The organism is Marinobacter sp. MIT930201 (assembly GCF_047122665.1).
Lineage (GTDB): Bacteria > Pseudomonadota > Gammaproteobacteria > Pseudomonadales > Oleiphilaceae > Marinobacter > Marinobacter salarius.
This window is the reverse complement of the sequence record NZ_CP138916.1, coordinates 1,826,965-1,847,140: the sequence shown is the minus strand read 5'-3', so window position 1 is coordinate 1,847,140 and position 20,176 is coordinate 1,826,965. Positions and strand designations below refer to the sequence as shown.

The 20,176-nt window shown below is 58.6% G+C and carries 16 protein-coding genes; 2 read left to right on the top strand and 14 right to left on the bottom strand.

Annotation, left to right across the window (positions count from 1 at the left end):
- Positions 1–7 precede the first annotated feature (7 nt).
- The gene (locus SIC19_RS08570) at positions 8–934 is read left to right on the top strand and encodes a substrate-binding periplasmic protein (RefSeq protein WP_127402329.1); all 927 of its coding nucleotides are present in this window, start codon (positions 8–10) and stop codon (positions 932–934) included.
- On the opposite strand, the gene SIC19_RS08565 is transcribed toward SIC19_RS08570, so the two are convergent.
- The 6 genes from SIC19_RS08565 to SIC19_RS08540 form a co-directional block, all read right to left on the bottom strand.
- Positions 914–1,675 (bottom strand): ABC transporter, encoded by a 762-nt coding sequence (locus SIC19_RS08565; protein WP_127402328.1) that lies wholly within the window; start codon positions 1,673–1,675, stop codon positions 914–916. The two genes, SIC19_RS08570 and SIC19_RS08565, sit on opposite strands and share 21 nt — an antisense overlap.
- A complete protein-coding gene (locus SIC19_RS08560) occupies positions 1,668–2,597 on the bottom strand; it encodes a metal ABC transporter solute-binding protein, Zn/Mn family (RefSeq protein WP_127402327.1) in 930 nt (309 codons plus the stop codon). Before SIC19_RS08560 ends, SIC19_RS08565 begins: the two co-directional genes overlap by 8 nt.
- Positions 2,587–3,714, bottom strand: coding sequence for a hypothetical protein (locus SIC19_RS08555; RefSeq protein ID WP_127402326.1), 1,128 nt, complete (start codon positions 3,712–3,714; stop codon positions 2,587–2,589). The genes SIC19_RS08560 and SIC19_RS08555 overlap by 11 nt, the downstream gene beginning before the upstream one ends.
- A gap of 49 nt (positions 3,715–3,763) precedes the next feature.
- A complete protein-coding gene (locus tag SIC19_RS08550; RefSeq protein ID WP_228712286.1) occupies positions 3,764–5,083 on the bottom strand; it encodes a hypothetical protein in 1,320 nt (439 codons plus the stop codon).
- A 51-nt stretch (positions 5,084–5,134) separates the two neighbouring features.
- On the bottom strand, positions 5,135–5,767 hold the full coding sequence (locus tag SIC19_RS08545) for a DUF1826 domain-containing protein (RefSeq protein ID WP_127402325.1): 633 nt from the start codon (positions 5,765–5,767) through the stop codon (positions 5,135–5,137).
- A 217-nt stretch (positions 5,768–5,984) separates the two neighbouring features.
- Positions 5,985–6,146 carry a hypothetical protein gene (locus tag SIC19_RS08540; protein ID WP_159265582.1) on the bottom strand — a complete coding sequence of 54 codons (162 nt, stop codon included), beginning with the start codon at positions 6,144–6,146 and terminating at the stop codon, positions 5,985–5,987.
- Between the two features lie 219 nt (positions 6,147–6,365).
- On the opposite strand from SIC19_RS08540, the gene SIC19_RS08535 reads away from it, so the two are divergent.
- Positions 6,366–6,794: a hotdog fold thioesterase gene (locus tag SIC19_RS08535; RefSeq protein ID WP_036202370.1), complete on the top strand. Its 429-nt coding sequence runs from the start codon at positions 6,366–6,368 to the stop codon at positions 6,792–6,794.
- Here SIC19_RS08535 and SIC19_RS08530 read toward each other — a convergent pair.
- The 8 genes from SIC19_RS08530 to SIC19_RS08495 all read right to left on the bottom strand — a co-directional run bounded on the left by SIC19_RS08530 (position 6,759) and on the right by SIC19_RS08495 (position 20,171).
- Positions 6,759–8,096 (bottom strand): HD-GYP domain-containing protein, encoded by a 1,338-nt coding sequence (locus SIC19_RS08530; protein WP_127402324.1) that lies wholly within the window; start codon positions 8,094–8,096, stop codon positions 6,759–6,761. The genes SIC19_RS08535 and SIC19_RS08530 overlap by 36 nt on opposite strands.
- 171 nt (positions 8,097–8,267) lie before the next feature.
- Complete coding sequence (gene pelG / locus SIC19_RS08525; RefSeq protein WP_036202374.1) at positions 8,268–9,644, bottom strand: exopolysaccharide Pel transporter PelG; 1,377 nt, start codon at positions 9,642–9,644, stop codon at positions 8,268–8,270.
- Positions 9,644–11,164, bottom strand: coding sequence for a GT4 family glycosyltransferase PelF (gene pelF / locus SIC19_RS08520; protein WP_036205546.1), 1,521 nt, complete (start codon positions 11,162–11,164; stop codon positions 9,644–9,646). Before pelF ends, pelG begins: the two co-directional genes overlap by 1 nt.
- A complete protein-coding gene (locus SIC19_RS08515) occupies positions 11,161–12,147 on the bottom strand; it encodes a HEAT repeat domain-containing protein (RefSeq protein WP_036202376.1) in 987 nt (328 codons plus the stop codon). Before SIC19_RS08515 ends, pelF begins: the two co-directional genes overlap by 4 nt.
- The gene (locus tag SIC19_RS08510; protein WP_127402323.1) at positions 12,137–13,501 is read right to left on the bottom strand and encodes a PelD GGDEF domain-containing protein; all 1,365 of its coding nucleotides are present in this window, start codon (positions 13,499–13,501) and stop codon (positions 12,137–12,139) included. Before SIC19_RS08510 ends, SIC19_RS08515 begins: the two co-directional genes overlap by 11 nt.
- A gap of 25 nt (positions 13,502–13,526) precedes the next feature.
- On the bottom strand, positions 13,527–14,051 hold the full coding sequence (locus tag SIC19_RS08505; RefSeq protein ID WP_036202378.1) for a hypothetical protein: 525 nt from the start codon (positions 14,049–14,051) through the stop codon (positions 13,527–13,529).
- Positions 14,052–14,062: 11 nt separating this feature from the next.
- Positions 14,063–17,530 (bottom strand): tetratricopeptide repeat protein, encoded by a 3,468-nt coding sequence (locus SIC19_RS08500; RefSeq protein ID WP_127402322.1) that lies wholly within the window; start codon positions 17,528–17,530, stop codon positions 14,063–14,065.
- Between the two features lie 4 nt (positions 17,531–17,534).
- Positions 17,535–20,171, bottom strand: a complete 2,637-nt coding sequence (locus tag SIC19_RS08495; protein ID WP_286848031.1) for an endo alpha-1,4 polygalactosaminidase — start codon at positions 20,169–20,171, stop codon at positions 17,535–17,537.
- Between the last annotated feature and the right edge of the window lie 5 nt (positions 20,172–20,176).

Below are 20,176 nucleotides of genomic sequence, written 5' to 3'. Positions count from 1 at the left end.
TCAAGGGATGTATTCTGACAACTGCCTTATAACCTTCTTACTTGCGGTGATCCGGCTGGAATTCAACCGTGTGGACGAGCGATCGCACCAGAACACTCATGGCGGAATGATGTTGAAAAAACTGTTTGAACCAACGTTGCGACTGTTCTGTGCGCTGTGTGTCTGGACTGGGGTGCTGACCGTGCCAGTTGCTGTCCAGGCGTCTGAGGACACCGACTGCAAGACGCTGACGGTGAGTGGTAACCCCGAGTACCCACCTCTGCTGTGGCGAAGCACAGAGAAGGAGGGGGTTCTGGTTGGTGCCGTATCGGCGCTGTTACGGGAAATCGTCGAGCCCATGGGGCTGGAGGTTGTGGTCCGGGACCTGGGGTCCTGGGCCCGGGTTCAGCATATGGCTCGCAAGGGTGATATCGATATGGTCGCGGGCGCGTTCATTACCTCAGAGCGTATCGGCTACATGGATTACCTGCTCCCCCCGATCACACATCTCCCCACGGCTGTCTGGGTTCCCAAGGGTGGTGAATTCATCTACCGCCACTGGCCGGACTTGCTGGGGAAGCGCGGCAGCACGCTGATCAACAACAGCTTTGGGCAGAACTTTGATCGTTACGCAGACAACAACCTTCAAATCGAAGGGGTGAGAAGCATCGAGCAATCTTTCAAAATGGCACTTGCCGGCAGGGTGGATTATGTTCTCTACGAGGTGCTGCAGGGGCAGGTGAAGCTGGACAGCCTGGGTGTTGCGGACCGGTTTGAGGCGCTGGAGCCCCCTGTCAGCAGGGAGGGCCTATTCTTTACGTTCTCAAAGGCATCACTGTGTAACACGTTTGAGTTGCGGGAAGCCATAGCCGACCGATTGTACAAACTGGTGAGTGCGGGCCGGGCCAGGCAGTTGATTCATGACTACACCCGGCTATATAGAGGAACGGAGTGAAGGGAGCTTTTGGGTAGCGATCGCTCCGAACAGACTGCAGGCAATAATAGAAACCACGATTGCAGGCCCCGCCGGGATATCCTGGCTGGCGGATAGCCAAAGCCCGACGCTGTGTCCTGAAAAACAGTATGCTGCGGCTGCGAAAAGGCCATGTCCACGAAGAAAACAAAGCATCAGCGGCGCGACAATCAGGGTTGCAAACACGACGTAGATTCCCGCCATGTTGACGGTCGTGGTCACGGCGACCGCAAACAAAGGTAGAAAGCTCAACGAGCGTGTGCGTTCCGACGCTGTACTCTGCCACAACAACACGGCACCGGTGATGGTGACCAGCGGTATCAGCGCCGGGCCGGTGACCCACAGTAGATCCCCATTCAATGTCCTGGCCAGTTGCTGCGCCCCATGGGGATCGTTGCTGACCACCAGAGTGGCGAAGCTTGCCCCGGCGACATAGAGAATGCCAATCATGGCCTCGCGATGTTCGGGCACCCATTTCAGGATCAGGTGCACCATCGCGACGGCTACAAGTGCAAATAACAGCCCGCTGACAGGAAGACCTGCAACGGTGTGGTCTGGTAACAGGGACATCCCGGCCAGCGACCCGAGGGCCGCCCACTGGGCAATCGCCAGGTCTGCAAACACTACGCCCCGCGCCAGTACCCGGTAGCCCAGAGGGACCAGGCTCAGGGCCATCAGCATGCTTGCCCCCAGGGGTGTCAGTAGCCACAACCAGTTAGTCATTGCTGGCACTCTCGTTCGGGCGCTGCGAACGATAATGTTCCAGGCGACCAATGATGTGGCTGATCAGCGCCGCAAGGTGATCGGTGTCCGCGTCATTGGTGACGGTGCTGGGGAGCACTTCAACCGGAAGATCGACCTTCTCGGCTAGCCAGTGTGCGGGACGCTCGTCCTGGTAAGTGGCAATCAGGATCAACGCCAGCTCTGGAATCGCCGGGTCTGAAAGCACATTGCTTAAGTGGGATGCGCTTGGAGGCAGCCCCGGTTTAGGTTCCAGGTCAATGGCAGTGTCAATGCCAAGCCAACGCAGAAGGTATCCGAAGGTGGAGTGTTGAACCCCCACAGACATGCCTTCCAAGTGCCTCGCTGTATCACGCCATTGCGTCGTTTTCAGATGCCAGTGAACCTTCCATTGTTGCTGGCGCAAACGGATACCATTGGTTTGTTCGGGCGCAAGATCAACGATTCTGTCTGCCAGTGCATTCAGGATCACTGGCACACGTTGTGGGTCCAGATGGATGTGTGGATCGCCTTCCGGATGGACGTCGCCCATGCTGCGGTCTACATGTTGGTGAGGCTGATGCAGGTGGACCTGTTCTGCCGCAAAGAACAATCCCGGTTTCCCGGGTTGTACGTCCTGGTTGGATGCCCTGCTGATCAGGGCTGGTAGCCAGCCGGCCTCCAGCGACGCGCCGGTACAGACGGCAAGGTCGGCACGTCGCATGGCTGCAATCAGGCTTGGCCTGGCTTCAATATAGTGGGGATCCTGCATAGCCGTGGTTGCCGTGTGAATGTCCGCATCCGGAACCAGGGCCCGTACAAGGCTTTCCCACTCCGGCTCGCAGGCAAACACGTTGAGAGTTGCCTGGGCTGGCGTTATGACCAGCCCCAGCAGGACGCCCGATAGTAACCGCTTAAAATCCATGGGCACCATGTGCTCCGAAGCTCATTACGTATTGCAGCATGACGGTATTGTCGGCTTGCTCAAATCCTTCTGCCTCCTGGTGCGTGTACTGCAGCCGTACCGTTGAGAAGTGCGAGCGTGACCAGGCCAGCATGACGTCCGTTTCCTTCAGTTCCTGATGATGAAAGTGGTCGCCGTGAGCGTCCTGGAGTTCCACCTGTCCGTAGCGGGCACCCGTGGACCACTGGGGGGCGAACTGGTATACCGCCGACGCATACCACCCTTCATGAACATCGTCCGAGGTGGCATGCTCATTCAGGTTGTCGGCGTACAGGTATTCACCACTCAGGGTCAGTTGCTGCTGGCGGTTGTTGCCTCCGGGGGCCCATTTCCACACCAGATCGGTGATGTAGAGGTTTTCGCCAGTGTAGCCGGCACCATGAGAGTGCCCACTGTGGTCTCCCTCATGATCATGGTCATCGTGCTCCTCGTGGGCTTCGCTGTGAGTCTGACGGTTGTTCAGATACGAGAAGCCCGCCTGCCAACTCTGTGACCGGGAGAGGTCGCCCCCGACTCGTGTATTGACGGTATACACGCCAATGTCTTCGTCACCCTCGGAGAGTCTGCCGCCATCAAAGGCCTCAGCGCCAATCTGCCAATAGAAAGGCGTGGGAAGTAACAGGTTGAGGCGCAGGCCATCGTCGAAATAATGGCTTCCCAGCAGGGCTCGATACACGGCAGGGCGTTCGACGAAGTCGTCCTCGTGGAGGTGGCGACTGTTCAGGTAACCCACCTGAGACAGAAACCGCCCGCCGCGAACACTAAGGTTGTAGGGCATGCCGGTGGTCTGCAGGAAGGCTTCTTCAAGCTCCAGTTCGGTTTCACCTTCGTGATCTTCCAGAACCGCTGTCAGACGGCCCTCGAACAGATCATCGATGGGCGAAGACAGGGACAGTTCGGTATGACCAAGACCAAAGCCTTGATCACGGTGTGACAGGGCCGTCTGGTTCTGTTTGTAATAGCCGTCCAGGATCACGCTGACGTCAGGGTTCAGTTCGTTGGCCTGGTTGGCTTGGATGGTGGCGAGCGGGAACAGGGCCAGCGCGAGAGCGCTGGCACCAATGTATCGGTGTGTCATAGAGGTCCTCTGACTGCAGGATTGTGTGCGGATGGAGCGTTCTCTGGTGTCATTCTTCGTGATCGTGATCGTGATCGTGGTCTGGCAAGCCAAGCCAGACCAGTCCGGATGCGGCGAAGTCCAGAGTGATCGTGCGAACGATGTCACCATCGTGCGTGTCGATCTCGATGATGGTCTGATCGTTGGGGTTCAGCACGAACAAGCGGTCTTCCGACGCGGACTGTGCGATGGCTGGAGCCGCATCCGTCTCCGCCAGAGGGGGCGTGATATCAAGGGTTGCGGCCAGGGCCCATTCGTCGGACGGATGGAAAATCCGCAGCTTGCCGTCGTCGCCCATGACATAGAAAACCTCGCCGTGGGCATCAAAGCCCTGGGCGATACGGCCAACGCCGTCTTCAAGCGCGAGTTCGCTGTAGTTATCCGTGGCCGCTTCGGCATCGATCACAAACAGTTGATCACCGGCAATGCCGACCATTTCCTCAACGTTGTGATGGCTCGCCAGTGTGCCGATCCGGCTGCCGTCTTCCAGGGTGTCAGGGTTGCCAAGCTTGGTCGCCGGATAAGAGACGCCGTGCAGATCAATTACCAGGACGCCATCGCTGCACCCAAAGGCGACAACGTGATCGTTGGCCGCTGCACCGTGGAGCCGGGGGCAGGTTTCGCTGTAGCGTTCCTCGAACGCGAATGCGCCGTTGGCGAAATCGTAGCGCTCGACCTGGCTGGGCAAGGTGGTGTCGGTGACAGAGGCATCGCGGTAGGTAACGAACAGTTTGCTATCCGCAAGTTTGGCAACGCCGTGCATGTTGTTGTCCAGATCCAGGGAGGCTTCGGCGGTTCCTCCTCCCAGCGACTCGTCGGTGAACACGGTGACTTTGGAGCTGGCGGCGTCTGAGCCATCAAAGAAAACGATGCCCCGATCGTCGCCCAGCGAGTAGTGAGTGGGGCGGTTATCGTTCAACGTCAGGTTGAGCATGGTTGGCGTTTCCGCGTAATCATGCATGTGGTCGCCGTGGTCCTCGGTATACAGACCACTGTCGAAAAAAGAAACCAGATCGTCGCCACGCTGAATAACGACCCCATAGCGGCTATCGGGGCTGCTGAACAGTCTGGGGGCTTCCCCCGTCAGTTCAAACGTGGCCAGGGTTTGACCGTTGTCGTCGATGTCCAACACCTTTACGGCATTAGCGTCAGTATCGAACAGCGCTAGACGGCCGGCGGTATCGATGTCGGTATGCTCATGGGAATCATCGTCATCCGAACTGCTGCCGCCACACCCTGCGATCAGGATGGCGGAAAAGGCGATGGCCATGGATGAACGGCCTGAAAGAGCCCAATTCCGTTCGGCTTTCGAATTGTCTTGAATTGTCATTCCAAACTCCTTGTTGTGTTAAATGTTATAACATTGCGTTTCAGAGGTAGCTCAAAGCCAGTCCAGCGCCAGAACCAACCGTGGATGGCGGCCAGGTGAAGGCGACCTGTGGACCAGCCCTTTCCCTTCATTACCCACCCATGACTCACCCTTAAGCAGCGCAATAGTGCCGGTGCCGAGACGCTCCACATTGGTGGGTTCAACCGATTGATCTGGAAGAGGGCCGAGCTGGGAAGGCCGGATAACCTGGTCTTCCGGCAACCACTCCGTGCCGGTTCCCTGATACGTGCACAGAAGTCGCACTGGCACCCGGTCAACGTGAAAGCGAGGGCACATGGTTCCTTTTAATACGTGCAGCCGAAGCCCAACGGTGTCGGGTTCAAACAGGCATCGATACATCCCTATCAGCTCGTCCGCATCAGCCACCCAGTCGTCGGCACCTCCAATGGTCAGCGCCCATTTCGGTAAGGCGAGTGCCGCGCTGTCGGCTTCCAAAAGCGTGACAAAACGTTCCATCTGCCCTTCCCAGGCTGAGAGCTCGGCAGCAAATTGCGCAATTCGGGGGTTCAGAGAGCGGTTGCAGGCAACCAGGTTGACGTCGTCCCGAAAGATTTCAGTCAAGCAACCTGGATGTTCGCCCATGACAGCGATGGGTTTTTCTAGTGCGGGCGGTTGCAGCGTCATGGTCTTGTCCTGATGAAAATAAATGGAGAAAGACGACGGTTCCAGTCGTCGATTTCGACATTAATGTTATGTTATAACATAATGAATTCGAAAGCCAAGCTTTCGCCTTTTGTGCTCAACCCAGAGATAGACCTTGGGGAAGAAGAAAAGCGAAGTGTGACTGACCTACTGGTGGATCAGGAGCAGTTGTTGGCAGGGAAGGCGTTTTGGCAAACGCTCAACGATCCGTTCCCGGCCTGGGAAGAGCTCTGACACCGGTCGAGTGACTGGCCTGGGTGGCTGGGCGCTTCGTGTCGTGGCGGGACTGCTGTTTCAGATCCAGCCACGCCTGAAAAATGCTGCTGGCGTTGCCGGCCAGTTGAGTTGCTGCTCGGCTCATCACACCGTCTCCTGTTTGCATCGACTCACTGAAAGACTAGCAGTAATAATCTTTAATGCAAACGATTATCAATAACAATTTGGAGTGTGGTTGATCTTGCCTGATGGCATACGTTTATTGGATACCCACCCTATGGTCGTTCGCTACCTATCTGTATACACTAAAGAGCTTTGGGGCCCCTCAGCTTACAGGGCCCACAACACTAGGAGGTAGCAGTCGATGGCAATCTGGACCCGCAGTATCCCCACCCTCGAACAAATGGCCGAAGCCAGTAAAAACACCGCTGTCGAGACCATGGGTATTGAATACGTGGAGATTGGTGATGACTACGTGATTGGCCGTATCCCGGTCGATGAACGCACGGTTCAACCGTTTGGCATTCTCCATGGTGGATCGTCAGTGGTGTTGGCGGAGACCCTTGGGAGCATGGCGGCCAATTATTGCTTGCGCAAGGAGAACCAGATTGCTGTGGGGCTGGACATCAACGCCAACCACATCCGCTCCGTTACCAAGGGCTGGGTATACGGAACCGCACGCCCGGTTCATATCGGCGGCACAACGCAGGTCTGGGAAATAAAGCTGGAAAACGAGGAAGGCAAGCTGACCTGTATCTCAAGACTCACCATGGCCGTCATCGACCGAAGCTGACACGTCCGGTGCTTTACGGTTGAGAATGCCCTGTTCGATGAAGTCCTTCATTACGATGCCGAAGCTCTCGTCCGGCACTTCCCGGGCAATCTTGTAGGGTTGTCCGGAGCTGTCCTGCGTTTCTTTTAACAGGTTTGCTTCGCGAAAGATGGCCAGCGGCTGCTTGTTTGCGTCTCGCACAAGCAGCACCCGCGGTTTGAGTTTACTGGTGGGATGGGTGGCCACTACGATGCCTACCTCACCGTTGGTCATTTCCACGATGGAACCGGGCGGGTAAACGCCAACCATGCGGATAAACTCCACCGCCAGCTCCGCATCGAACTGGGCGCCCTTGTTGCGGTGGATAATCTGCAACGCTTCCATGGACGCCCGCCCCTTGTCGTAAACCCGGGAGCTGGTGATGGCGTCGTAGGTGTCGACCAGCCCCACGATTTTCGCGAACAGTGGAATCTGCTGCCCGGACAGGCCTCGTGGATAGCCCTTGCCATCCATTCGTTCGTGATGGGAATAAGCAACATCAACGGCCGCGTGTGCCAGTCGGGGGAGTGCCGCAAGCACATCGCGACCAAAAGTGGTGTGGTTTTTCATCACCGCGAACTCTTTGGGCGTGAGGGCCCCGGGCTTGTTCAAGATCTCGTCATCAATGCGCATCTTGCCGACATCGTGAAGCAGGCCACACAGTGCCACAGTGCGAATCTCGCCTTCCAGCAGCCCCAGGTGCTTGGCAAACGCAGCTGACAGGATTGATACGTTGATGCAGTGTTCGGCCGTGTATTCGTCCTTGTTCTTGATCTTGGTGAGCAGTAGCAGAGCATTGTCGTTGCGCAGTACGCTATCCACGCAATCATCCACCACCTGGTGGATCTGGTTCATTTCCAGGGTCCGCCCGAGCCGCAGGCTGGACATGATGTTTTTAGCCGTGGCTTTGGCATCGGCATAGTTCATCCGTGCCGTTGCCATTTCCCGGCTGGCGTCCACTTTATTGACGTAGGTGACTTTCCGCTTGGGGATGGCCGAAGGCTGTTGAGAAACGTTGGGCTTGCTGGTTTTAGCCGATGTTTTACGTCGGCTCACCGGCGCGTGTCTCTCGGCAGTTGGAGCGACTTGTACACGTCCTTCCACGATGACCGTTTCGCACTGTTGCTGCACGGCAAGCACATCTTCCTCAGTCTGAAGAATGAAGCCCTGCAGCAGGAAATCGGTATCTTCCCACGGCCGGTCCAGACGAATCACATGCATCCCTATTGCCAGTTGGGATACCGGGATTTCAGTCTCTATGATGTCTTCGCGGCCCATTGGCATAGTAGATTTTCTCGAAGCCAGGATTGGCGCGATCGCCCGATCAAACTCCGGGTTTGTGCGCCTCAACCAAAGTATGAGTGAACGCTACGCCCGTGTATCGCTTGAATCCTAAAATAGTGTCAAATGCTGTAACCAAAAGAAAACGTGCCGGTCATTTCAGCCTAGCATGCGCTACCGTCCCTGCAACATGAAGGTTTCGTACTCCAGCTTGTCGAACTTGCGCGACAGCAGCCACAGGCCGGTCAGCGCTGCGAGCAGGGCGGCGGCGGCAAAACCATAGCCGTAGAAAGACGCTCCCAGTTCGATGGTGATGAACGTAAACGCAATATTGCCGAAGAAAAACAGTGCACAAAGAGTGACGTTAATGCCTCGTGCGTCGAGGTAGAACAGCACGTTCTGGATCGCCAGCAACAGTAACTGGATGCCAACGGCGACCAGGTCAATGTGGAATAGCGGCAGGTACAGAGGGGATATTCCGATGGCCGCCAGGATTTCCTCGCTCCAGAGGAAGATTACGATGACCGTCAGCCCCTGCACCTTGAAGATCTCGTAGATTCCGTTGCGGGCCACGATGACCATCTGGTCCCGGAAGCGATTGATCCGTTCCAGGGTGTCGCCCTCCCGTACCGCGTTGTAGAAACGCTCGTAGGCCTCGGCAAAGTCGGTTTCCATGCGAACCAGAAAGACCGCCATACCGGGGATAATCGAGAGGTAAGCCAGGAAGATGGGCAAGTCGTAGATCACCGACGCGCGCAGGCTGGCGATAATAGGCTGTGAGGTGTCCGGGTGAAACCAGAAGATGAATTTGTCGGCCCACACCGCCGCATTGAACAGCAGGCCGGTGAGGATCAGCGCCGGAAAAATCTGCCGCCGCCGGGTAAAATCAAATCGGATGAAGTGGTCACCCGGATACTGCCGGATAATGGTGTAGAAGAAGCTGAAGAAAAGCAGGCTGTGGCCCAGAAGAAGGCCGGCCAGCAACCCCTCAAGGCCAAATTGTGACAGCACCATGGAGCTGACTACGGCGGTGGCGTAACCCAGCGCAAACACCACCACAATGCGACGATAGGACTTCATGCTGGACAGGAAGATTGTCACCGGCCACAGGTTACACAGCACGACAAAGTTGGCCAGCATCAGCAGGCGGTACAGCACCGAAGTGTCGCTGAAGAACAGCACCATGGCCATCAACCCCAGCCCCAATGACAGTACCGTAGTGACCCAGATCAGCCCCATCAAATTGGGCAGGATCAGGTCATTGCGCTTGGCGTACAGCCGGTCTGCCACCCAGCGGGTGAAGACGTGCTGGAACAGGCCCGACAGGGTCAGGGAGACGGCCATCAGGTAGGTCACCGATACCAGGAACTGAACCACCTCGGTATCAGATACCGCCAGTGTGAAACTGATCACCCCGATCATCATGACGCCGAGCACCGACAGCACCCAGGGGCCGGAGCTGATGATACCGGCCAGGCCGTAGGCCTCGAACAGGTTCAGGAAACTGTCGCGCTTGAGGATGCGGCGTATCTCGAAACCGATGCCTGCCATTAGCCGTTCAGCCCCTTGTTGTAAATGGAGCGGTAGGCCCCGAACATGCTTTCCAGGGTATAGAACTTCTGTACCCGCTCCAGCCCCGCTTTCTGAGCCTGTTGCCATTGCTCGGGGTTCGACAGCAGCCGCACCGCTTCCCGCGCGGTCGCTTCAGGATCTGCGATGGGCACCACAGCACCGCTGGCGCCCAGTGCACGGTCTTCGTCGCTGGCGCCTTCCAGTAATTCGCGGCAAGCGCCCACATCGGTAGCCAGGCAGGGCAGGCCCGCAGCGTGGGCCTCCAGGATTACCAGCGGCAACGCTTCGGAAATGGACGTCAGTACCATCAGCCCAAGCTGAGGAAGAATGTCGTTGACGTTCTGGAATCCCAGGAATTTCACTCGTTGGTTGAGGCCCAGGCTATCCACCAGTTCCTTGCACTCGCGTACGTAGGTTTCGTCCTCGTCTTCCGGACCGACGATCCAGCCCTCCACGTCGGGAATGGTTTCGCTGACCGAGCGCATGGCACGGATAAAGGTTTTTATATCCTTGATGGGAACGACCCGCCCGACCAGTCCCAGCACTTTCGGGATGTGGTCGGGGCGGGCCTTCCTTGCGGCGTCGAAGCGGGTGGGCTCAATGCCGTTGGGAATGATACAGGTACGTTCAGGCGGTGCTCCGTCCTGAAACTGCCGTTGCTGATTGCCCTGGTATAGCGACACGATCGGGTCCGCCTGCTGGTAGGCCAGTCGTCCAAGGGCCTCGAAAAAACGGATCCAGAGCCGGCGAATGTATCCCAACTGCTCATTCAGCGTACCGCTGACCTGGTCCGTGGGGTCGTGAATCCACTGGGCCTGGGAGAGGTCAATCTTGCGTTCCTTGGTGTAGATGCCATGTTCACTGAGCGCGAAGGGAATGCCCCGCTGCTCGCTGGCGATGGCGCCGAGCAAGCCCGCGTAACCGGTGGAAATGGAATGCAGCATGCGCACGGCCGGCATCTTTCGCGCCACTTCGGCGAGCTGGAACAATGGCGCGTGCATGATACGGATCGACCAGAAATAGTCGACAAAGGACGGCTCCGTACAGTATTTACGGTAGTTCTCGTCAATCATCTCCCAGCTTTCTTCACTGTAGAGGAAGTCGTCACGGCTGATACCCTGCTTCTGGCCCAGGTCGGCAAACACCTTGTGGAGGATGTCTGGCGGTACTGACTTTTCGGACTTGAACTGCTCGTGCAGGCACTTCTGGGCCTCGAAGGCGGCCTTGTTACCCCGACGTGGCCGGGGTTTGCCAGCAGCTTCGGTGTCCATCAGGTAGTGGCATTCCAGGTGAGTGACATTGTCTGGCAGGACATACTGTTGCTCGCCGTAATGTGCGCGGTCGCCGCCCAGAAAGATCAGGGCGAAGGTGTATTCCGGCAAGCCGGTAATGACCTGGTGCACCCAGGAGGACACCCCGCCCCGGATGAACGGATAGGTGCCTTCCAGCAACAGGGCGATGTCAGCTTTGGGGGTTACGCTGGTTTTGGGTAATGTCATAACCATGACTCGATAACCGGTCGGTTGGCGGGGTGGAAACGCTCAAGAGGGCAGGCCGAAAGATGTTGGCGCACCTGAGCAAAGTCCCGGCGCAGGTACGCGACTTCCCCCAGGTAGGGCATGATCAATTCCGGTGACGAGCCGCCGGCAAGCGCCGAACGGAAGGCCTCTTCCGCGTTATCGATGTTACCCAGGGCGAGTTCCACACGGCCGAGCAGGCGCCAGTCGTTGTGTTGGGAGCGTCGGGCCACCAGTCGTCGTAGCAGTTTCCCCGCACTGTCCAGGTAGTAGTGTCGCAGGCCGCCCTGGGCCAGGCCCAGATAAGCCATTTCCCACCAAACCTGTGCCAGCCTCCGCTGAAGGGAAACACTGGTCAGGTCGTCGGCGTTCTGCAGTGACTGCTGGAGAGTGCCGGCCCGTTGGGCCAGGGTTTTCTCTTTTTGCTCAAGCATGGAATAGGCCAGCAATCGCACATCGTCAGACGGGTCTTTCAGAGCTTCACGCAGAATTTCAATGGCGTCCCGGTCGTTCATCTGGCGAGTGGCCATCAGTGCTTTCAGGCGTTTGTCGGTGCTAATGGCTTCGCGCAGCACCTGGCGAAGGCCGCCCTGGCTGTAAACCACCTGTAGATCCATATCGATCGGCTGGAATGGCAGTTCGGGGATGTCCACTTCCTGCCAGGGTATGTCGCGACTGGACCGCGGTAGATACAGTGCCAGCAACATGCCCAGTACCAGGCCCACGCTGCCAATGAAAGGGATGGCAAACTGCAGGGTGAACAGGAAGACACCTGTGGTAATGGGCTGCCCGCGATAGCGCGACGGCATCAATGGCAGCAGGATCAGGGTGAGCAGCGCACAGGCCATGGCATGGGCGATCAGGTAAGCGGCCAGCTCAAGGTTGCCGGCGGTGGGTGATAGCAGTCCGGTGACGCCGCCGGTTTCCAGCGCCAGGGCGAGCAGTGCAAACCAGCTATTGGCCATGGCTGTTCTTTCCCTGGTTGTGCTCTCCCTGGTTGTCGAACAGGAAGGCCTGCACCCACTCATCGGCCTGGGCTCGATTACGGACTTGCAGGGTTTGCGGTGTCACCAGGTCACTGGCATGCAACCCCAGCTGTTCCCTCAGTCCGTCGTCCAGCCGTTGTAGATAGCCGGCCAGGCCCAGTTCATCGGTGAGCGGCATCAAAACAACGATGTAGCGCTGATTGCCGGCCCGATGCTCGGCAATCACATCAAGGCCCCGGCGGACTTTTTGAATATGGTCGGCAATCAACTGGCCATTGCGGCTGTCGGCCAGCGGCAAGCCCACCATCGCTGCGGGTAGGTTGAAGAATTCCGCGTCGCGGCCTGCACGGGCCAGATGGCGCCGGAAGTAACGCCATTCCGGTGATCCGCCGGCCTGTATTTCCGAGTGTTCATGGGCGATGTCTGCCATGTGCCCGGCCAGGATCGCCAGCAGTCGCAACGAGCGAGCCTCGAAGCTGAAAAAGGGCATGGCCTCGATAACACACAGGCCGATAAAGCGATCTTCGGAGTCAATCAGGGGAATGGCTGCCAGCAGATCGGTGTCGAGGTCGCCCATACGCTGGCGGAACTCAGTCTGCACCGACACCAGTTTCCGTTCCGCCAGTGCGTGCAGCAGCAGTGGATCTTTCAGGTCCACCTTGCGGAAGCGACCGACCGTTGCCAGTGGTTCCGGTTCGGGTACGCCATTATTGACGGCGTAGATGCCGGCAATCTGCAGTTGTCCGTAACGCCCCAGTAGCTGGAGCATCAATGAGGCCGTCTCCTGATTCAGGCCGGCCTGATCGGCTTCGCCAATCTGTGCGTACAGGCGTCTAAGCGCCTCTCTCAGGCTGCTGGAACTGCCGGCCAGTTGTTGCTCGAGTCGGTCATGGGACACCTTGAGCAGATAGTAGTTGCGGGTGAACTCTTCCAGGCGGGAACCGCGGTAGTCGTTGCTCGCTTCCAGTTTTTGCTGCTGGCGGCCCCAGTAGTCCCGAAACTCACCCGCCAACAGGCTGATGCCGAGTACCCCGGTGGTCCACACGTAGGGAAAATCACGGGTGCCGCTGGTGATCTCAAACCGCAAGTGAAAACCCAGGGCGGCGATGATGATCAGGGCTGAAATCAGCGCCATGAAAAAGCCGTACCTCAGGCCTACCAGTAGCGGTCCCAGCACGGGCCAGGGAAAGTTTCCCGTCAGATAGAACGGATCATCCGGCCGGTGCCAAACGCTAAAGGCCAGGAAAAACGCGGTAATCAGCAGGGTTTCCAGCCACTTCAGTGCAATGGGTACCCGTACCTTCTCGCCCGTTATCTGCTCTGCTTCGTCCATAGTGAACCCTGTTGCTCAGGCGGTATTATTGGCTTTCGATCAGTGGCATGGCGTTGGCCAGCTCGTCCAGAACCTTATGGGCCGCCACGCTCAGGCTTTCACGACCCCATCCCGTGCGGGCCGAGGTGCCGGACCACACTACGCGATTGTCGTCTGCGTTGCGTATTTCCAGGGTAATGCCTACGGCGGGCTCGCCATCCAGCCCACTTTTGTAGCGCCATTCTTCCACGGTGCCCGTGAACAGGTAGTCCGCGCCATCGTTGCGGGCCGTGGCGAGAGCTGTTTGCTGTCGTTCACTGCTTTCGTACAGCAGGGGGTTGCGGTCATCGGGCAGGTAGAGGGTCACGTTTTCGCTGCCCTTGGCTCTCAGGATCGCGGACAGCACACTGGCGGCCTGGTCTCCGGCCTGGGGTGTCTGTGACAGGTTGATCAGCGGCAGCACCGCAAACTGTCCATCCTCCGGAATCGGCGAGCCCTCCTGGCTCTGGATAACCGAACAGCCAGCCAGAAGTAACAGGGTGAGCCAGAGGCTATGGCGTAGTGTTTTCATAACGGTCTCCTTCAGCGACCAGGGTAAATCGTGTATGTAAGATTGAATTCGGTTCGGCCGTTGCCGTCCAGCCCTTCCGACGACCAGCGTCCAGACAGGGCCAGTTCATCATCCCCCAGCACCCGCCAACCCAGGCCCACTTCCACACCGATTTCCGCCGTTGAAGTGGATAATACATAACCGGCGTCCAAACCGAGAAATGCGCGGGGTGAGGGTGTCGAGCGATACAGAGCGTGGGGTGAGCCATGGAACCAACGTGTGCCCACACCGATACGTTCATACTCCTCGGTCAGCAGGCTGGCGGTTTCCAGTGGCTGATCCAGTGCCGCAAGGGTGGATGAGGGCAGGGTTTCGGCCAGGGATAGCTGCTGGTTTCGATAACCGGCGCTGATAATCCAGGCCGGGTCATTGCGAAAAATGGTGTAGGTGGCATTCAGGTCCAGCCCGTAGCCGTCCGCCAGTTGATCGTTCTCCAGGCTGTTGACCGTCAGTTGCTCAAGTTGGGCATTCAGGTTAAGCCGGGAGAAAGGGGTGTAGCTGGCGCTGGCGTAGGCGCGGTCGCGGCGGGTCAGCCACCAGGCTTCGGCGCTGTCCGGTGTGCGTTCCTGGAAATGGTAGCCGGCGCCGAAGGCGATGCGGTCAGACCATTGCTGGTCGAAGGCAGCGCTGATGGCCAGGTCATCCTGCTGGTAGCGTGGCAACTGGCTGACCGATAGCGACCAGGCGCTATTGCCTGAGCGCCTGTCCACCTCGAAAGAAGTCTCGCTGCTGCGACCGGGGGTGCTTATCAGTCGCCCGGAATCGCTCGCCTTGAGAGTGCTGGCAGACAATTTCCAGCGAAACTCGTCTTCGCTGAACTGCCCGGTTATCCCGCTGCGCTGAACGGTAAAGTTACCCAGGTTCTGCCAGCGGCTGCCCACTTGAATGGCACGGTTGAACGTCTGGTGTAGATTTACCGTGTCCTGCATCGTCACCCTCTGTTGTTCCGCCGTCATCGGACTGTTGAGTCGATCAAGCTGCCGAACATAGCGGCCTGTCTGTTGTTCGCGGTTTTCCGGCGCAGACCGTAGGGTTTGTCCGATGCGTTGGCGCACCGCTGCGTTTCGGCCGTCCGGTGCCGGTAGCAGGGCCTCCGCGACCAGCGTGTCACCCTGGTTGGACGCGAAGTACGCCAGGGTTTCGCGTAATCCCCTCTGGTCAGGGTCGTTGCCTTCGCCGCTGCGGGGAAAGGTCGCCAAGGTTTGCCAGGCCAGTTTGAGCAACCCTTCCTCACTGTACACCGCAAAGCGGCTGGAGCGGGTGGATGGGTCTTCCTGTAATCTTTTCGCAGCCTTTTGGCGAAGATCGGTTGCGGTGCCGGGTGCACCGGTCTGATCCAGCAGTCTTGCCGTCGCCAGAAGCCACTCAATGTCATCACTGCGGGTATCCATACCCTGACGAAACCAGTTCAGAGCCCGTCTCGGCTGGCCCAGGGCACTGTAGCCGTAGGCCAGGACCGGGTAGGCAGCGGGAGAAGGTGTATCACCGATTCGGGCCAGCAGGGCCTGAAGGGTGTCGGCGAACTGTTCCGCATTGGCAAGTTGCAGCCAGGCCCAACTGATCATCAGGTTCTCATCGTCGGGTGCCAGCTCCCACGCGGCGCGGTAGGCATCGTTTGCTGCCAGGACCTCGTCGTTGCGTTGGTGAATCAATGCCCGAAGTGACCAGTAGCGCGGGTTGTTGCGGGCAGTGGGTACTTCCGCTTGCCAGCGCTCGAGGGTTTGCTCCAGCTCCTGCCATTGCCCGAGAGCCAACTGGTATTCAGCGATAGCAGCCAGGAACCTCGGTTCCCCGGTTTCGAGGAAAAGACGTTCACTCAATGACAGGGCCCTCGGGTAGTCCTCGAAAAGGGCTGCCAGGTTGAGCAGGCGCTCCTTCAAATTCGGCGTAAGCTCAGTGTCGCTTCTGGCCAGGAGACTTTCATAATCCCGCTCCAGGATGTCGGTTCTACCCAGGCTGCTAGCCAGGTCCATTCGCATGATTTGAACAGTCTCGGCCAGTTGCCGGTCTTGCGGCTCGAAATTCAGCAGGGCCAGGGCGCGTTCAGGTTGCCGTGTGCGCCAGTAGAGAGAGGCCAGTTGTATGCGGTCGGCGTCGGATAACCGTGGCTCGTTTTCCAGCAGTTCAATGGCTGCGGGGAAGTCACGCAGGTTCACCAGCAGCGTCAGTAGTCGTTCCCTTAGCGTGTCGGACCGGGGAAACCGTGATCGGCCGTCCGTTAGCCATTCCCTTGCATCATCAAAGCGTCCGGAACCCACCAATGCGTCGGCCAGGGTGATATAGCCGTCCGGTTGCAAGCGCTTCTGCCTGGCCCCCTCGGTTAACAGCATTCGCAGTGTGTCCCACTGGAAAAGCCCGCGTGCCAGGTCCACCGATCGTTGGAAGGCTTGCGCGGAACCGGTTTGTCGATAGAGGGACACCCAGACAGGCAGTGCTTCCTGCGGCAGGCCGTTCCATTCCAGCACTTGAGCAATGGTTTGCTGATCTTCGCGAGTGAGCCTGTCCGGTGTCTTCTGCAGCCTCCGGATAGTATTGAGCGCTGCTTTCAGATTCCCGGCGGCGAGTTGGAAGGTCAGCAATTCTCGCTGGTACGCGGTGTTGCCGGGATGCCGGTCCGCCCGTTGCCGAATCCAGGTGGCTTCGTCCGAAGCCGAACCGGCCAGTCTTGCCAGCCGGATACCTTCGGTCAGTGCTGGTTCTGACATCCGGGTATCCGGGAGTTTTTGCTTGAAGAGTGCCAGCGCCGCTTTCGGATTGCCGCCGGCCAGCTCCAGGCGAATGATGTTGTCGATGAACTCATCGCGGGCCTCGGGGCGGACGGTATCAATATAAGGGCGCAAGGTGGCTGCAGCCATGCCAGGCCGGGACTGTGCTTCCTCCAGCCGAGCGATTTCACGGGCCAGTTGAAGCCGCTGGCCGGGGCTGGTCATCCGGTCCTCGACGCCTTGCAGCAATGTCAGGTAACGGGGCTGGCTCAGCCAGCTGGAGGCTGGCCTTAAGAGCTCCAGAATGCGTTCCGGTTCATAGGATTGGCGGACCAGCGCCTGGGCGTCGGCAAAGAGTTGGTCTTTCCGGGCCTCCCTCCGGGGGCCTTCTGGGATTGCAAACAGGCGTTGAGCCTGCAGTTCCAGGTAAAACTCAAAGGCCTCCTCCGGCACCGTCTGTTGTGCCATCAAGGGGGCCAGTACCTGGTCTGCGCGTTCCAGTTGGCCGGTTGTGCTCAGGGCCCGGGCCAGGCTGAGGCGTAAGGGAACGTTGTCTGAATCCGAACGCAGTAGCACTTCCAGATAGGCGATGGAAAGGGCGTCTGGCGTTTCAAGGTACTCCGGGTTCTCGAACACTGCCTGTCGCGGAAACAGCAGATACAACGCCAGCGCGATAAGCGCTCCCATAAGGACCAGCGCGGGCAAGCTGAAAAAGGACTCCCTGTTCCGACGCATAACGCTATTGGCACTCCAGCATCAGGGATTCTGTTTGCCGGCTGCTGAGAACAATCCGCACCTGTTCACCCGACCGTGACATCCGTGCCGAACCGCCGCTGGTTGTACATCGGCGGGTTCCGGCAAGGGTGAATTCCACGTTCCGATGGCTTTGCAAACCCAGCGTTATCCGCCATTTCCCGGCTACCTGCTCGCGCTGCCATTGGGTAAGTACCCCATTGGCGTGGGCCAGCCAGGGGCCTTTCGGGGCGGAGTCGGTCAGGAGCAGGCGGGGCGAATCACCGGTCAGATGCACGTAGCGGTGGCCGGCAGCATCGTGGAAACCGGCGACGCCAGTGCTTCTCTCCAGGTCGGGAAACCGGTCCTGCTCAATGGTGACGGTGTGGGGTTGGCCAATACCGCGCCAGTGCCAGCCACCGTTATCGTCCCTGAGCAACGCCGAGTAATAGAGGGTTTGCACGCGCTTGGCGTAGTCGCTGAGATAGAGCGGTGTGACGGGTTGATCTAGGGCGTATTTGTAGACCTCATGTAAGGCTCCGAGGGCCTCGGGTTTGGTGCCCGAATAGAAGTGGTAGTAAATGCCCATGGGTTTCAGCCGGCCTTTGTCCTCAAGGATTCGGAAAGTGTCCGTCACATTGCGAAACCCGTAATAGGGGCCTGTCCAGTTGTTGGTATAGACGTTTTCGTTCATCACCGGTGCGTACACTTGCAACTCATCGCCTACCGGCCTGGCATCGGGCCAGGTATCCGCCAGTTCGGAAGCGTAAGGCAATGGCTTGGTGTTGCCGCCATTGACGTTGACCAGACCGGCTTCCCGAACCCGTTTCAGGGCATTGGCGCCGGGCCGGGCGTCGCCTGTCCAGAGGAACACCGATACGGGCTTGTTCGCCGGGGCCAAGCGTTGATTAATGTATCCCACCGAGCCTTCGATTTCGCGTTCAAGGGAAGCCTGGTAATCCGGGATGTTCATGAAATAGCCATACAGCGTGTTTTCAAGCCTCGGGGCGGGGCCACCTTCTATCGACTGCCAGAAGAACGGATGACTGTAGGTATGAGATGCAACTTCCACCGAATTTAATCTGAATATGGCCCTGGCGATGCGTTCCGCCTCTTTACTGGCGCGCGGGTATAGGCCCTCGGGTGAAACTTCCGCTTCGATGACCGAAACGGTATGGGGCACCTCATACCGTGACAGAATCTCATCCTGGATGACCTGGGCGCCCAACGGGCTACCGGGGAATTCCCCCCGCGAGACGAAGCCATCGCCGTCAATGTGGGCGGTGAGTATGCGGCGGCCATTCTCCGTGGTGGTATCAATTACCGGCATGGCAGGTGCACTGAAGGCCTGCTGGATAAACTCGAAGGGATTGAACAGCCAGTAGGCTTCGTCGTCGGGGCCGGTTTCGAACAGGAAGGGCGCTGAGGCCACGCCGCCTTTGTCATGGGTGTAGATGGCCGAAAATTGCTGGCCCTGCGCGTCGGTGATGGTCAGCCAGGGCGTGTGTCCTTCTACTTTCGGCATGGCCTGTGTGGTCAGGGAAGGAAGCCGCCTACCTTCGTAGTTGGCCACCGATGGGTGTACGCGCTCATGACTCAGAGGCGCAGCGGGCACAGTGGTGCTGCTGGCGGCCATCACGCCGCTGCACGCCGGGTTGCCGGGAATCAGTCCCATCAGCACCACGGGTACGCCCTTGTCCTGCTGCCGGGCAAGCCATGAACAAAGGCCGTTGTGGCGATCCCCTGTTTCCCACCACACCAGGATGCCCGCGTACCGGTCTTCGGTGGGCTCGGTTGGCAGGGGCTCTAGCGCGGAATGGTACTGTGGGATGAATCCGGAACGCTCCAGGACAATGCCACCAAAATGATGGGCGTCGCTTAGGTCCATGTTGAATTCCGGCAAATCATGAATCACCAGGACGTGGCGTTTCACCTGTTCTGGTTGGGGCGGGCTGAGGCGATCGAGAGCCGGGTTGGCCACCCAGGGCACGAAACCGTCGCGACGTAGCTGGTCCGCAAGTTCCCCTGCCTGGTTGGCGTCCGCGACGTAATCGATGGCAATCATGGGCATGTCCGGTCGTGCCTTACGCCAGCGCTGTAGCTGTTGGTCCAGCCACTGCCGGTCTGTTTCAGAGACTTTGTAATAACGCTTATCCTTGGCGTTGTAGCCATTGCGCCAGGACTCCAGGGCGAGCCCGTCGACCTTGCCGATAATGCTGTCTGGCAGATGGAAGCCGCGGTTGAGGATAATCTTGCCGTTCGGGTGCCTGGCGCGGATGTCTGAAATCAGTTTTGTCTGGGCTTCTGCGAAGGCTTGCATTTGCGCTTCGCCACTGGCGGCAAGCGTGAAGCTGTCCAGAGTATCGAGAAACACCCCCTGAAAGCCGCGTTCGAAGGCCGGGTCAATGAGGTTGTCCAGCAGAAAGGCGCGGACTTCGGGGTTGCGCAGGTCCAGCACTGCGCTCGACCAGGCCGGGTTTTTGCCGATCAGCCAGCTGTTCTGCAGGCTTGCGAACAGGCGGTGGCTGCGGGCCATCTCTCCGACACTGACGTAGGCAATGGGCGTTGTGCTGGCTTCGGTCAGCAGGTCGATACGTGCGTCGCTGGCCTGATCCTGTTGCTGTACCACCCAGTCGTAGGCCATCAAGC